This is a genomic window from Flagellimonas amphidinii (genome assembly GCF_013090115.1).
Taxonomy (GTDB): Bacteria; Bacteroidota; Bacteroidia; order Flavobacteriales; family Flavobacteriaceae; genus Flagellimonas; species Flagellimonas amphidinii.
This window is the reverse complement of record NZ_JABFNN010000027.1, coordinates 265,461-277,686: the sequence shown is the minus strand read 5'-3', so window position 1 is coordinate 277,686 and position 12,226 is coordinate 265,461. Positions and strand designations below refer to the sequence as shown.

Below are 12,226 nucleotides of genomic sequence, written 5' to 3'. Positions count from 1 at the left end.
TTTGGTTATACCAATTCAAAAGTTGATTTGATAACGTCATAAATCTTCTCCATTTGCTCTTTGGATGTAATAAAGGGTGCCAAAATATATATGGTATTCCCCAATGGACGTAAAAAGACACCATTTTCCATTAAATGAGTAAAAAGCTTATCCCTTAAATTACCATATCGTTCCATTTTAATATCCAAATCCAACGCATAGATGACACCTAGTTGTCGGGTGTTGGCAACCTTTGGATGGTTTTTGATTTCTTCATCAAACTGTTGATGCCATTGCATAATATTTTGGATGTTTTCCTGGACTTCATCTGTCTGCAAGAGTTCCAATGCAGCCAATGCAGCCGAGCAAGCCAATGGATTTGCCGTATAGGTATGTCCGTGGAACAATCCTTTCGACACATCATCACTATAAAAAGCATTATAAACCTCCTCAGTACAAGTAGTAAGGCCCATAGGAACCAATCCAGCGGTAAGTGCTTTGGACAAACACATAATATCTGGTTTGGTTTCCAAGAAATCCGAAGCAAAAAAACTACCTGTTTTTCCAAAGCCCGTCATTACCTCATCGGCAATGGTGAGTACTTGATGGTCTTGCAATAAAGCCAAAATTCTATCAAGACCCTCAGCATCATGCATTTTCATAGCAGCAGCGCCTTGAACCAAAGGTTCATAGATAAACCCCGCAATGTCATTGTTTTGTAATCTTTTCCCTAGGTGGAATAAAATAGCATCGATATTATTTGGGGTCGGAACCGGGATACGTTCCACTTCAATAAAAAAGTCTTCAAAAGGACCATTATAAACAGAAAGTCCTGAAACCGACATGGCGCCAAAGGTGTCACCGTGAAAGCCTTCCTCAAAAGCTAAGAGCACATTTCGTTTTTTCCCTTTGTTAAAATGGTACTGCAATGCCATTTTAATGCCAATTTCGGTGGCGGTGGAACCGTTATCTGAAAAGAAAAGCTTCTCCTGATTACTGGGAAGTATTTTTATCAATTCTTCGGATAGTTTGATGGCCGGTTCATGGGTAAAACCGCTAAATACTATTTGATCTAGCTTTTGCATTTGAGCTGATACCCTTTCTAAAATATACGGATTGCAATGCCCATACATACATGTGTACCATGAGGCAATCCCATCTATATATTCCTTTCCATCTTCGTCAAAAAGCAATGACCCTTTGGCATTGGTGATTGCCAACATTTCTGAGTGGATCTTATGCTGGGTCAAAGGATGCCAAAGATGTTTTTTGTCTCTTTCAGATAGTTTTTTCGATACTATAAAATCTGTCAAACCCCTTCATTTTATCTATATTGCAAAGATCATAATTAAAAGCCAATAAACTCCAACCAAATTGTGACCAAGTTAACCAACCCTTTTTCTAATCTAGATTATAGGTCTTTAGACTGGAAGACCGTTTTTTGGATTTTGTTCTTGGTGGCCCTTTTTGTTAGGTTTCCCTTTTTCTTTAGGGACTATATTGATCGGGATGAGAGCACTTTTATTATTATGGGGCAGTCGTGGGTGGATGGCCATTTGCCCTATACGCAGCTTTGGGACCTAAAACCTCCCATTACATTTTTGTTTTTTGCGGTGATCATTAAGTTTTTTGGCAAAAGTTTTATTGCGATTCGACTGTTCGGTAGTTTAATGGTTGCACTGACCGCTTTGTTCACCTATGGCATAGCCACTAAAATAACCTCCCAAAAAATCGCCTTTTGGTGTGCTCTTTTCTGTGTTTTCTTTCAAAGTCTTTTTGGAAGTCTTCAGGGAGTCATGAGCGAACATATCAGTATTTTGTTTTTTGTAGCGGGCGTTTATTTTTTGTTTGCCAAGAATCATTGGGCATGGTTTTTCGCAGTAGGGATTCTATTTGGTTTATCCGTCATGTCTAAACTGAACATGGCTTACCCATTTGTTTTTTTATGGTTGTATTTAGGGCAAGGTTTTTTGGAAAAAGACTATAAAAACACCTTGAAAAAATTGGTTGTGCTTGGATTGGGCTTCGTCTTTCTTATTGCATTGACAGTTGTTCCTTATTACACACAAAACCAAACGAATACCTGGTGGCTTTCCATTTTTAAAGCCCCTTTGGCCTACTCAGGTTCAAAACAACATTCCATTTATAACGTGCTCCCTTTTGTTCTTGTTACGCTCTCACTTTTGATTGCCGGTTTTGGTTTTAAGCTGATTGACATCACATCAAAAAAACTTCAATTCTTATCTATTATAATTATTGGGATTTTGTTGTCCTTTATGCAAGCGGGTAAAGTAAACGGACATTATCTCATCCAGCTCTATCCTTTTATATTGATCCTGATAGGAATGGCTTTGGGAAAACTGCCCAGCTTACAAAAACCTTTGAGATTAATAACGGGTATACTCCTTGTACTTATCCCTATGGAATCTTATTTAGAGTATGCCAATATCGTTTCAAACAAAATCAATAAAGGTTCTTTTTTCAACGGAGAAGGCATTGATGTGCCCATTTACATAACAGAAAACAATCTAGAAACCAAAAATATCTTTTTTACAGAATATCATATTGGTTATTGGGTACTCGGAGCAACTCCTCCAACCAAAGTGTCGACACATCCAAGCAATATAACCCGAGAAGAGCTTTTTCCTTTTATGGAAAACGAGCAAAAAACCAGTATGGAGGAACTACGTTATATTTTAGAAGTACTACAACCCAAAACTATAGTGGCAAGAAAAGGCAAAAGTATTTTTGATGGTAAGTTTACACAAATCAACGAATACATTAATGACTACTTATTAGAACATTATTTCTTAATTGAAACAATAGATAGAGGATTAATCTACAAAAGAATCCATTGATTGCTTTTCAATGATTTTCAACCTTAACAATATTTCCACAAAACGACCGTTGTGAGATTGGGTTACTTACAATTACCCGCAGCATATAATTTACCCCATACTTAAAAAACTAGAAAAGTACCCTTTTTAGAGTTTTAATGTAAACCTATATGTTGTGACGGTGAAAGCCATTTTTCTTTGTATTAAAAGAAGGGATAACTTTTTGACCTTGCTTTTTATATTTCTCTATTTGATTTCATTATTTCTAAATCTTGAAATGGCACCGTTTTATAATGAAGAGCCCAGACGATCGATAATTGCCATGGAAATGATTTTCAATCATAACTATGTAGTAACCACCTTATTTAACGATACATTTTATGACCATCCTCCTTTATGGTATATTATCCTATCCCTATCATGCAAAATATTTGGAATGGATAGTGAATTTGCTTTCAGGTTTCCTTCGGCACTATCGATGTTTCTAACAGGTTTAGTGGTTTATTTTATGGGAAAAAAACATGTAAATCACTCTTTTGGGGTTATTGCTTCATTCTTATACTTAATTTCTGCAGACTTATATTTTTTCTTTTCAAATACAGCAGAAATAGATATATTTTTCTCTCTTTTGGTTTTGCTCAGCATGTTGAGCATCTATCACTTTTATGAACAAAAAAAATTTACTTCACTTTTTTTATTTGCCTACTTCTTTTGTTTTTTAGGTTTTTTGACCAAAGGAGTAGTCTCTTTTGTTTTTTTGGCTATATCTCTATTAGTATTTTTCATTCAGAAGAAAGAGTTCATCAAACTGTTTCTACCCATCCATTTTTTGTCCATGTTTTGCTGTTTGGGAGGAATATTTCTATTCTTTTATATTTATGGACTATACGACGACCCTTATTCCTATATAAAAGGAATGTGGGAAATAACACGAAATAAGTCCTTTCTAGAAAAGAAAAATAATGCCTTTATATTTCATTTTTTATGGTTTCCCATTAATATGCTGGCAAACCTATTTCCAGCCACTTTACTTATTATTTTTCTGTTTAAAAAAACAGTGATTGGTAAAATCAAGAGAAACAGATACATGGTATTCTTAATCATGATTTTCTTTTCAAATTTTATTATTTATTGGTTATCGCCAGGTGCCAAATCTCGATACACTTATATGTTTTATCCCATTGTTATAAGTATATTGACCTATGCTTTTTTATTTGACAATGAGGAGTATAGTTGGAAGAAAAATATATTCTTTAATGTTCTTTGTTTTTTGTCCTTTACACTTGGGGTATGTTGTTTTATACTTCCTTTCATTGATTATTTCAAAGTAATTGATGGGATTTCTTATTACAGCCCTCTTTTGGGGTTATTGGCTTTATTGTTATTTTTTCTTCAACTAAAAAGAAAATATTTTTGGGATAAACTCATTTTTGGGCTAACAGGCATTGTTCTAATCAAAGTGATGTTTTCCCTTGTTGTGTACCCTATAAAACAGCACAAAAGTCACTCATCCATATTCAAAAGTCACGCAAAGAACATATTAGAAATTACAGGTGATGATTTTATTTTTCTATTTTCAAAAATCAATGCTTTTGACCCCCACAAGATTGGGGATTTTTATAAAACTGCCGCTTATATGGAGCTTTTTGGACACCAATTCCTAAGAAAAACCTCATCTTTTCAAAATAATGGTTATTACATTCTATATAAGGAAGAACTAAAAGGGCAAAAAATCCTTTATTCTATTGATGATGATAAATGGTTAAAAGCGGGAAAGAGTACTCTGAAAATAGGGAACATATTTTTGAATGACCTTCTTATCAAATTTTGACTCCTCATTAATCCGTCCAAGAAATGTAGCGCCCGTTTTTTTCAGAATTATGGTTTCTGTTGTCGGGTGCTCATCCCCACTGAAAATAACCCCAACTTTTAACTGCTTTTCTTGAAGTTTTTCGATAGTCAATAGGGAATGGTTGATACTTCCCAGATAATGTCTTGAAACTACAATAACCTTATAGTCGAGTTGAATCAAGTCAAAAATTGTATCGGTATCGTTGAGGGGAACCAATAAACCGCCCGCACCTTCAATGACCAAATGGTTATCCGTTTCTGGAGGAACCACTTGGGCAAGTTCAATGGTAATATTATCTATCTCTGCAGCGGCATGTGGACTCATAGGGGTATTCAAGGCATAACTATTGGGATGAACAACAGTTTTATCGTTGGAAATCAACCCTTTGATTTTATGACTGTCTGAATGTTCTAAGTCCCCAGCTTGTATGGGTTTCCAATAATCTGCTTGCAACGCTTCCACCACAATTGCTGATGCAACCGTTTTACCTACTTCAGTTGAAATTCCAGTTATGAAGAGTTTCATGCTTAAGCTCTTGAGAGAAAATTACAATTATTACACTTATATTTTTTGGATTCTAAAAAAGGAAACAACTTATAAAGCAATGTGTCCCGTGCATAATACACTTCACTTTTCTGTGCCTTGCAGTTAGGGCATGTAATTAGATTTCCATTTTCGTCGGTGGCGTAATTCCGGATTTCATCATATATGGTTCTAGCCTCTTTTTCATCATATTTATGAACCAGTAGCTTCACTCCACCCAAGGCATTGCTTGCAAAAGGATCTATACTTACGGTATTGTCATCCTTCAATTGCACTTCAATACCTTCGGATTCCAACTTTCCTTTGATGATTTGCACATCGGCCAAAAACTCAAAAGTTCCAAGAATCACCCAATCCTTACTCATGACTGTATTTTGAAATTAAATTCAACATTTCCCCAATTTCTTTTTTTGTATTGAATGCATGCAAACAAATACGTAGACGCTCATTTCCTTTAGGAACTGTAGGAGTCAAAATTGGGCGTACATCAAATTGCTTGTTTTGCAACAGTTGAGCACACTCCTTTACTTTTTGATTCCCTTTTAAAACGACCACCTGAATGGCCGAATCACTGGATAAAAATAAAGGTTGCAGCCCTAAACTGCTTATCGTCTCTTTGAAAAATGCAATATTTTCATGCAATCCCGCAATTAGGGACCTTCCTTCCTTACTTTCCAAAAATCGATGTGCGCCCAAAATACAGCCCACCGTATGCGGTGGTAGAGCAGTGGTATAAATAAAGCTACGGGCAAAATTCACCAAATATGTTTTCAAGGTTCCATCGCACAATACTGCGGCTCCATGACAACCCAATGCTTTTCCAAATGTAACAATTCGGGCAAAAATTTGGTTTTGTAATTCCAATTGGGGTAGCAATCCTTTTCCATTTCCAAATACCCCTACTGCATGAGCCTCATCCACAATCAGCTGCAATGCATTATCCTTGCAATAGTTTGAAAATTTCTCCAAATCCGGTGAATCCCCATCCATAGAAAAAATAGATTCTGTCACTACATAAATTTGGGAATCATCCCCTTTTGATTGACGCCGGACGGATTGCATTTTTTTATCCAAATCTTCTACATCATTATGAGCAAATTTGTAGCTTTTGGCATCACTCAATCGGATACCGTCCCGAATGCTGGCGTGTACAAGCTCATCGAACAAAATAATATCTCCCCGTTGTGGAACTGATGAAAAAAAGCCAATATTGGCATCATACCCAGAATTGAAGACCAAAGCTGCTTCTGCAGTATAGAACCTTTCCAAAAAGCTCTCAAGCTCAGTATACAGATGGTGGTTCCCCGTAAGCAATCTGGAACCTGTTGAGCCATTTACTTGTGAGGAATTTTTCAAAAAATCTGAAATGTTCCCTGAAATTATTTCGTTTTGGGCAAAACCTAGATAGTCATTGGAAGAAAAATCAACCAGATTTGGAATGACACACAACTCTCTTAAAGCTCCATCTTGGCGTCTTTTGTCAAGTTTTTGCGCAAGCTTTTTGGGTAATTTTGCCATAGATCAAATGTACTATCTTTATTGAAATCCTTTTCGCATGTTATCCTACAAACAGGCATCAACAAAAAATGAGTTGGAACAAATTCTTGCGCTTCAGCAAGTGAACCTATTCAAAAGCCTATCTTCAAAAGAAAGAGAAAAGGAAGGCTTTCTGACCGTGGAGCACAATCTAGACACTCTTACAGCAATGAACAAGGAATGTGGGCATATTATAGCTTTACAAAATAATCATGTGGTAGGTTACGCGCTATGTATGCACCCCAAATTTTCAGATTCAATAGAGGTGTTAAAGCCTATGTTTGCTGAAATCAATAAAGTAATAAAAGGCAGCAAATCCAATTATATGGTCATGGGTCAAGTCTGCATAGCAAAGAGCCATCGAGGTCTAGGAGTTTTTAGAAATCTATACCATACCATGAAAAATTGCTTGCCAGAAGGTTTTGATAAAATCATCACCGAAGTAGATACCAATAATATACGCTCTATGAATGCACATAAAGCCATTGGGTTTAAAGAACTTTCCCAACACAGGGTGAATGAAACAATATGGTCCATTATTGCATTACAATAAAAAAGCCCAACTCAAAAGAATTGGGCTTCTATATTTTTGTTTGAGGAAACTTAGTCCGCTAAAACAATAATCTTATTGTCTTTCATCTCAACAGTTCCACTGGTAATAGCAAGTACCGTTTCTCCATCGGTTCCTTTGGAAAACTTATTTTGGAACTCTTCGTCAATGGCAATGTCTCCCTTTACTTTAACCTTACCTTCTTGCAATAAAGAAACAATAGGAGCGTGGTTTTCCAGCATTTGAAATTCGCCATTTATTCCAGGAACAGTAACGGCAATTACTTCTCCTGAGAACAACGTAGCTTCTGGTGATACAATTTCTAAGAACATAATTATTGTGCTTCAGCCAACATTTTCTCTCCTGCCTCTATGGCATCCTGTATGGTTCCCTTAAGGTTAAATGCAGATTCTGGAAGGTGATCCAACTCTCCATCCATAATCATATTAAATCCTTTGATAGTGTCCTTGATATCTACCAATACCCCTGGAATACCTGTAAACTGCTCAGCTACGTGGAAAGGCTGAGACAAGAAACGCTGCACACGTCTTGCTCTACCAACAGCCAATTTATCCTCTTCTGAAAGTTCTTCCATCCCCAAAATGGCAATGATATCTTGAAGTTCTTTATAGCGTTGCAACAATTCTTTTACACGTTGTGCACATCCGTAGTGATCGGCTCCTAAAATCTCTGGAGTCAAAATTCTTGAAGTAGAATCCAAAGGATCTACAGCAGGGTAAATCCCCAACTCAGCAATCTTACGTGAAAGTACAGTAGTAGCATCCAAGTGAGCGAAAGTTGTAGCAGGAGCAGGATCCGTCAAGTCATCCGCAGGAACGTAAACTGCTTGTACCGATGTAATAGAACCTCTTTTTGTAGAAGTAATCCTTTCTTGCATGGCACCCATCTCTGTTGCCAAAGTTGGCTGGTAACCCACCGCAGATGGCATACGACCTAGTAGAGCAGATACCTCAGAACCAGCTTGAGTAAAACGGAAAATGTTATCCACAAAGAACAATACATCTTTCCCTTGTCCGTCTCCAGAACCATCACGGAAATATTCGGCAATGGTCAATCCAGAAAGTGCCACACGAGCACGTGCTCCAGGAGGTTCGTTCATCTGACCAAAAACAAAGGTTGCTTTGGAATCTTTCATGGCATCTTTATCCACTTTGGACAAGTCCCATCCGCCTTCTTCCATAGAATGGAGGAAATCGTCTCCATATTTTATAATACCGGACTCCAACATTTCGCGAAGCAAATCGTTTCCTTCACGAGTTCTTTCCCCAACACCAGCGAATACTGAAAGTCCACCGTGCCCTTTGGCAATATTGTTAATCAACTCCTGAATCAATACGGTTTTACCAACACCGGCACCACCGAACAATCCAATTTTACCCCCTTTTGCATAAGGTTCAATCAAATCGATAACTTTGATTCCTGTAAAAAGCACCTCTGTAGAAGTTGAAAGATCTTCAAACTTAGGGGCCTCCCTGTGAATAGGAAGTCCGTTGTCTCCAGTTTTTGGAAGGTTTTCCATCCCGTCAATAGCATCCCCGATTACGTTAAAAAGTCTTCCATAGACTTCTTCACCGATCGGCATTTGAATGGCATTACCGGTGGCAACTACTTCAACTCCCCTGCTCAATCCATCCGTTGAGTCCATTGAAATGGTTCTTACGGTGTTTTCACCAATGTGCGATTGAACCTCCAAAACCAATGCGGAGCCATCGTTTTTCTTAATTTCAAGGGAATCGTAAATCTTTGGGATTTCTGTTCCCGATTCAAACTCAACATCAATGACCGGGCCGATAATTTGGGCAACCTTTCCTGTAACTTTAGACATTACTGTGTTTATTTTTAATTGAATACGAGGAAAAAACCGTTTTTTTTCCGGCTGCAAAGATATACTTTTCCCTTTTTAATCTGAAACTAATATCTTGTTTTTTTGACAAGAAAAAAGGCACTGATTTTTACAGTGCCTTTTCTATAATATTGTGATTTTCTGTTATGGATTGATCGTCCATGAAACATAATAAATGGAACCTATATTTCCTGTTCCCACTGCGGTGAAATACTCATCACCCAAAATATTGGAACCACCTGCCTTAAATATAGATTTTATACTTGGAACCGAATAGTTAATCTGTGCATCCAATACTGTAAACGCAGGGACGTCGCCATCTGCAAAGGAAGCCTCCCAAAAATAACTATCACTCCATCTATAGTTTACATTAAATCCAAAGTTTTTAAACAGTTCCGTATTTCCAAAAGAAGCCTTTACCTTGTGTTTTGGTGTATTGAAATTGGTTCTAAAGTCTGGGAATCTTGCTTTGTCAAAATCCAATTCGGTATAGGTATAGTTAACACCCAAATCAAAGTTTCCTATTTTGGTATCCACACCTACACTACCTCCATAAGAGTTAATATCCACAGTAGAGTTGGTATAAGTTTGATAAGCTTGGAAGTCCCCATTTTGCAGTGCCAATAAAGAAAGTGCTCCATCGCCAGCTGTACCATAAAAAGGAACTACGGTAGTGACATTTGCAATAAAGTCTGAATAACTGTTGTAGTAACCGCTCAAATCAATAGTGAACTTTCCAATCTGACCTCTATACCCTGCTTCAAATGCGGTAATCTCCTCTGGTTTGATTACCGAAGTATTTACCGCTTCAGGTGCTCCACTTTGAACAGAATTCAATGAAAAGGCATTTTCATAGGCAGCACGACCAACAATGTCAACAGTGGACTGGCCAATCAATGCCTGACCGCTTTGGCTTACATCAAAAGTCCTAACATCCCTATCCAAATTATCAGGAGCGGAACCAACCAAGATAGCGGCACCTGCATTCAACCCAATAAACAAGTCTTGCGTAGTTGGGTTTCTAAACCCTTGCTGAACAGAAGCCCTTATGTTATGATTTCTATTTTCACCGGCTGTGTAAGATAATGAGAGCCTTGGCGAAAGAAATCCATCGAAAAACTCATTCTTATCATATCTTGCAGAACCTGTAAACTTAAATCTGTCGTTGAGAAATTTCTTCTGTAGTTGGGCATAGGCACCATACTCATTATAACTTATGGGACCATCAAAATCAGTAAAGATGGTTCCACTGGAATTCAACTCATATTCTCTATATGAACCTCCTATTTGAATATCAGCCCAATCATCAATTAAATGCGCCAAGTTATAATTACCATTAAGATGTCTAAACTTGGTGTTATCAATAAATTTTGCTCCCGTTGTTAAATCGCCATCATTAGTCACTGTATTGAAAGCACTCTGAAATCCTGGTGTTCCAGGAACAAGTCTTCCGGTATCTGCAACTTGTCTTGCAGCGGCATGGGCAGCTGTAGAAGCTTGTTCAGGGGTTAATCCACCTTGCTGTATTCCCCCTAAATAGGTTGGAATATAAGTTCCGGCATATTCAGTAAACCACTGTGTATCGGATTTCCATGATCTATTGATGTTGATTGCTGCAAAACGAGTATCATAGGCATCACCAGAGTTTTCAGAAACAATATATCCTCTTAAAAAGAAGTTGTCATTTTTGATTTCCAATTTGTGTTGCTGCATAGAGAACCCACTCACTGCATATCTGTTGGCACCTTGATAGATAGTGGTACCTCTACCTATTCTTCCGTTATAGATCAATTCCAAATCTGTAGCGAAAGGACGATAGTGAACTGCGAAATCAGTCTTCACACTTTCCGCATTGTAGTTGGCTAATGCTCTTTCTTCATAACCCGTTCTGGAAACAACAGCAGTACCAACAGTTCCACTTGGAAGTCCCGCAGCAGCATCAAAATCTAAAAGTGTTGATACCTCATCACCATAAACATTAAGTCCGTCATAAGCTGGGTTTGAACGATCAGCTCCGGGGTTATTCAAATCAATAATACTGTTTGCGTGCCAATCTTCACCTTTCAAAACTGAAAAATTGGCTTTTACGGCCAACTTATCATTAAAGGCATGCGCCGCCCTAATTCCAAAGTCATAATAGTTATTGTCTCCTGCAGCTTCTTGAGAAGTAATCCCTGTTTTTCCATAAGCACTGATTCCCTGAAAATCAAAAGGACTTTTACTCCTCATGAAGAGAATTCCGTTAAAAGCACCAGCCCCATATAGTGCAGAAGATGCTCCAGGGAGTATTTCAATACTTTGCACGTCCAACTCAGACATCCCCACCAAGTTCCCCAATACAAAGTTTAGACCAGGCGCAGTATTGTCCATACCATCTACCAATTGCAAGAATCTATTGTTGGCAAAAGTGGCAAAACCCCTGGTGTTGATAGACTGAAAGGTTAAACTATTGGTATTCATATCCACACCTTTCAAATTCTGTAATCCACCATAAAATGATTCTGCTGTGGTTTCTTTAATATCATTCAAGCCAAATCTTTCCACAGAAACTGGTGACTCAAAAATACGTTCCGGAGTACGTGATGCTGATATTACAATTTCATCCAAAATAGTAGATGCTTCCCTCAACACAATATTTAATGTTTGATTATTGGAAGTTACATCGGCTACGTAATCTGAAAAACCTATACTGGTAAACCTTAGTTGAAAGGGCGGTTGTTCCGATGTCTCAAAAGTAAAATTTCCATCAAAGTCAGCAGTGGCTCCTTCCGCTTTCCCAACCAATACAACATTGACTCCAGGAATAGGCTCATTATTTTCATCAACTACTTTTCCCTGAACTCTTGTCTGTCCATATGCCAGTGCTCCAAACAACATTAGGGAAATTATCGCTAGTCTTCTCATAGCTTTGAATTTGAGTTAAATTTGATTTAAGTATATGTTAAGTTAATCGGGTGGAAGATACATTTTTTTTCATTTGATTTCTAGTAAATTGGAAAAAATTATGCATGCATAATACTTTTTTGTTAAAAAAAGAGATGTATATCTACGTATTTAATAAAAAA

10 protein-coding genes are annotated in these 12,226 nt (G+C 37.5%); 3 read left to right on the top strand and 7 right to left on the bottom strand.

Translation table 11 applies throughout. From position 1 onward, the window contains the following. Positions 1-5: 5 nt before the first annotated feature. On the bottom strand, positions 6-1,292 hold the full coding sequence (gene bioA / locus HJC33_RS05865) for an adenosylmethionine--8-amino-7-oxononanoate transaminase (RefSeq protein WP_246245498.1): 1,287 nt from the start codon (positions 1,290-1,292) through the stop codon (positions 6-8). 63 nt (positions 1,293-1,355) lie between these two features. On the opposite strand from bioA, the gene HJC33_RS05860 reads away from it, so the two are divergent. Together HJC33_RS05860 and HJC33_RS05855 are read left to right on the top strand one after the other, a co-directional pair. Then, a complete protein-coding gene (locus HJC33_RS05860) occupies positions 1,356-2,837 on the top strand; it encodes an ArnT family glycosyltransferase (protein ID WP_272620752.1) in 1,482 nt (493 codons plus the stop codon). A 256-nt stretch (positions 2,838-3,093) separates the two neighbouring features. Next, complete coding sequence (locus HJC33_RS05855) at positions 3,094-4,647, top strand: ArnT family glycosyltransferase (RefSeq protein WP_171657868.1); 1,554 nt, start codon at positions 3,094-3,096, stop codon at positions 4,645-4,647. Here HJC33_RS05855 and bioD read toward each other — a convergent pair. From bioD to HJC33_RS05840, 3 genes are read right to left on the bottom strand one after another with little or no spacing between them, the layout of a single operon-like run. Then, positions 4,579-5,193 carry a dethiobiotin synthase gene (bioD, locus tag HJC33_RS05850; RefSeq protein ID WP_171657867.1) on the bottom strand — a complete coding sequence of 205 codons (615 nt, stop codon included), beginning with the start codon at positions 5,191-5,193 and terminating at the stop codon, positions 4,579-4,581. The genes HJC33_RS05855 and bioD overlap by 69 nt on opposite strands. 2 nt (positions 5,194-5,195) lie before the next feature. Next, positions 5,196-5,576: a putative signal transducing protein gene (locus tag HJC33_RS05845; protein WP_171657866.1), complete on the bottom strand. Its 381-nt coding sequence runs from the start codon at positions 5,574-5,576 to the stop codon at positions 5,196-5,198. Further along, positions 5,569-6,729 (bottom strand): aminotransferase class I/II-fold pyridoxal phosphate-dependent enzyme, encoded by a 1,161-nt coding sequence (locus HJC33_RS05840; protein ID WP_171657865.1) that lies wholly within the window; start codon positions 6,727-6,729, stop codon positions 5,569-5,571. Before HJC33_RS05840 ends, HJC33_RS05845 begins: the two co-directional genes overlap by 8 nt. Before the next feature lie 37 nt (positions 6,730-6,766). Here HJC33_RS05840 and HJC33_RS05835 point away from each other — a divergent pair, with 37 nt between their 5' ends. Then, a complete protein-coding gene (locus tag HJC33_RS05835; protein WP_171657864.1) occupies positions 6,767-7,300 on the top strand; it encodes a GNAT family N-acetyltransferase in 534 nt (177 codons plus the stop codon). A 50-nt stretch (positions 7,301-7,350) separates the two neighbouring features. Here the strand turns inward: HJC33_RS05835 and HJC33_RS05830 are convergent, their stop codons facing one another. The 3 genes from HJC33_RS05830 to HJC33_RS05820 all read right to left on the bottom strand — a co-directional run bounded on the left by HJC33_RS05830 (position 7,351) and on the right by HJC33_RS05820 (position 12,065). Next, positions 7,351-7,629 (bottom strand): F0F1 ATP synthase subunit delta/epsilon, encoded by a 279-nt coding sequence (locus HJC33_RS05830; protein WP_171657863.1) that lies wholly within the window; start codon positions 7,627-7,629, stop codon positions 7,351-7,353. A gap of 2 nt (positions 7,630-7,631) precedes the next feature. Further along, positions 7,632-9,143, bottom strand: a complete 1,512-nt coding sequence (gene atpD, locus HJC33_RS05825) for a F0F1 ATP synthase subunit beta (protein WP_171657862.1) — start codon at positions 9,141-9,143, stop codon at positions 7,632-7,634. 162 nt (positions 9,144-9,305) lie between these two features. Further along, positions 9,306-12,065 carry a TonB-dependent receptor gene (locus HJC33_RS05820; RefSeq protein ID WP_171657861.1) on the bottom strand — a complete coding sequence of 920 codons (2,760 nt, stop codon included), beginning with the start codon at positions 12,063-12,065 and terminating at the stop codon, positions 9,306-9,308. Positions 12,066-12,226: the final 161 nt, after the last annotated feature.

What these genes read in the sequence shown, in the direction of transcription:
- HJC33_RS05855 (WP_171657868.1), top strand. Translation starts at nt 3,094, where the DNA reads ATGGCACCGTTTTATAATGAAGAGCCCAGACGATCGATAATTGCCATG.
- bioD (WP_171657867.1), bottom strand. Translation starts at nt 5,193, where the DNA reads ATGAAACTCTTCATAACTGGAATTTCAACTGAAGTAGGTAAAACGGTT.
- HJC33_RS05845 (WP_171657866.1), bottom strand. Translation starts at nt 5,576, where the DNA reads ATGAGTAAGGATTGGGTGATTCTTGGAACTTTTGAGTTTTTGGCCGAT.
- HJC33_RS05840 (WP_171657865.1), bottom strand. Translation starts at nt 6,729, where the DNA reads ATGGCAAAATTACCCAAAAAGCTTGCGCAAAAACTTGACAAAAGACGC.
- HJC33_RS05835 (WP_171657864.1), top strand. Translation starts at nt 6,767, where the DNA reads ATGTTATCCTACAAACAGGCATCAACAAAAAATGAGTTGGAACAAATT.
- HJC33_RS05830 (WP_171657863.1), bottom strand. Translation starts at nt 7,629, where the DNA reads ATGTTCTTAGAAATTGTATCACCAGAAGCTACGTTGTTCTCAGGAGAA.
- atpD (WP_171657862.1), bottom strand. Translation starts at nt 9,143, where the DNA reads ATGTCTAAAGTTACAGGAAAGGTTGCCCAAATTATCGGCCCGGTCATT.
- HJC33_RS05820 (WP_171657861.1), bottom strand. Translation starts at nt 12,065, where the DNA reads ATGAGAAGACTAGCGATAATTTCCCTAATGTTGTTTGGAGCACTGGCA.